A 2406-nucleotide genomic window follows, 5' to 3' on the forward strand; every position below is an offset into this window, starting at 1 on the left:
ATAAAGCGGTCATAATAGCCCCCGCCATAGCCGATTCTGCCCCCACGACGATCAAAGGCCAGGCCGGGCACAACAGCCCAATCGATTTGCGCCCACATCTCAGGCGTCCATTCCTTGCATGTGGGTGCAGGCTCAGGAATGTTCCAAATGCCGGGTACGATATCTCCGTGCTGGTCCAACTCTCTTAGCTCCATGGTCCGGGTTGCCGTGTCCACTCTCGGAGCCAGAACACGATCCCCCTGTGACCAGCAATGCTCAATGAGGGGAGCTGTCGAAATCTCGCTGCCAAATGAGAGATAGCTAAATAACGTTAGCTTATCTCCGTTTCTGTTTATTCTAAGCTGCTCCCATGCCTCGATTGCATGCCGACAGGCCACAGCCGATGCCTTCTGCCTTGTCAGCGGGTCCATGGAGTCCCGTGCCTCTCGTTGTTGCAAACGGAGCGCGTTCTTTACACTACAGACATCCACATATCCGCCCTCCCGCACAATCGTTGATAATGCTTCAAAACGTTACAATTGATTCATTTGTCAGTAAGTGCTGTACGTTCCAAGTTTCTTTCATTCTTTTTCAGTCCTCATTTAAGTTTATCATTGTTTATACAAATTGACTACACGTGGCTCAAGGGTTTAGGAGGTAATAGCAGTGCAATAGTGGGTATTTTCATGTAAACTGGAAGGAAGGCACCTGCAGGGAAAGCAGGGAAACTGTGCAAAAATTGTAATGGAGGAACGATACGCGATGCTATTGCAAGTAACCGGAATTACAAAATCCTATGGAATTGAACCCGTCCTGGACGGGATTAACCTTCAAATATTGGAACGTGAACGCATTGGACTGGTAGGTGTGAACGGTGCAGGCAAATCGACCCTGCTCAAAATCATTGCTGGTGAAATATCCTATGACAGTGGGCAAATTTTCAAAGCAAAGGAGACCAGCATCGGTTATCTGGCACAAAACAGCGGCTTGAATTCCGACCGATCTATCTGGGGAGAAATGATGCTGGTATTCGCTCCGCTGATTGAAGCTGAGCAGGAGCTGCGGCAAATGGAGCAGGAAATCGCTGACCCGGCCAATGCGCAGAACGAAAAGCGCTATGCTGATCTGCTCGAACGCTATGCACGACGCTCAGACTGGTTCAAGGATCATGGCGGCTATGAAATGGAGACCCGTATTCGCAGCGTGCTGCATGGCATGGGCTTTGGTTCATTTGCACCGGAGACGCCTGTAGCTACATTGAGCGGCGGACAGAAAACACGTCTCGCACTGGCACGCATTCTGCTGCTTGCCCCGGACGTGCTTATGCTTGATGAGCCGACCAACTATCTCGATATCCAGACATTGACCTGGCTGGAAGACTATTTGCGCGGCTACTCCGGCTCCTTGCTGGTCGTATCACATGACCGATATTTTTTGGATCGACTGGTAACGACTATCATTGAAATCGAGCGCCACCGCTCCACCCGCTATACAGGCAACTACAGTCGCTATATGGAGTTGAAGGCTGCCGAGTACGAAACAAATCTCAAGCATTACGAAAAGCAACAAGGGGAAATCGCCCGTATGGAGGCTTTTATACAACGCAATATTGTGCGAGCCTCCACAACCAAACGTGCCCAGAGCCGCCGCAAGCAGCTGGATAAAATGGAGCGTATGGATCGTCCTATGGGCGATTTGAAAAAAGCACATTTTTCCTTTGAAACAGCCTTTATGTCGGGTAAGGAAGTGTTGGAGGTACGCGACCTCTCCGTAGCGTATGAAGGTAAAAAGCCTTTATTCCAGCATGCATCCTTTGACTTAAAACGTGGAGATACGGTGGCACTGATTGGTCCAAACGGGATTGGAAAATCGACGCTGCTCAAGTGCCTGACCGGATCGCTAAAGCCTGCTGCCGGCTCCATTCACTGGGGCACAAAAATTAAAATCGGCCTGTATGACCAGGAGCAAACGAATCTGAACCCGGCCAATACCGTACTGGAGGAGCTGTGGAGCGAGTACCCTCATATGGAGGAAGCACGGATACGTACGGTACTGGGTAATTTCCTGTTCAGCGGTGACGATGTACTAAAAAAGGTATCTACACTAAGTGGCGGGGAAAAAGCCCGTGTATCTCTGGCCAAGCTGATGCTTCGCGAAGCCAATGTACTGATTCTCGATGAGCCTACCAACCATCTGGATCTGTTCAGCAAGGAAGTGCTGGAAGCTGCTTTGATGGACTATGACGGCACGCTGCTATTCATTTCCCATGACCGTTATTTCCTGAATAAAATGGCGGAGCGTGTCATTGAGCTTCATCCTGAAGGGATACAACATTTCCTGGGGAATTATGATGACTATGTAGCCAAAAAACAGGAACTGGAGGAGATAGCGCAGGAAGCTCTGGAGGCAGGGCAGGCCACCCGCAGC

General features: G+C 50.0%; 2 protein-coding genes. One reads left to right on the forward strand and one right to left on the reverse strand.

The genetic code is table 11. From position 1 onward, the window contains the following. On the reverse strand, nt 1-470 hold a 470-nt coding region (locus L693_RS0107260), incomplete at its 3' end, for a 5-formyltetrahydrofolate cyclo-ligase (protein ID WP_025716696.1). Between the two features lie 271 nt (nt 471-741). Between L693_RS0107260 and L693_RS0107265 the strand changes: the two genes are divergently transcribed. Continuing rightward, nucleotides 742-2406: ABC-F family ATP-binding cassette domain-containing protein (locus L693_RS0107265; protein WP_025716697.1), on the forward strand; the 1665-nt coding region annotated here is incomplete at its 3' end.

It is taken from the genome of Paenibacillus sp. 1-18 (genome assembly GCF_000520755.1).
In the GTDB taxonomy this organism is placed as follows: Bacteria; Bacillota; Bacilli; order Paenibacillales; family Paenibacillaceae; genus Paenibacillus; species Paenibacillus brasilensis.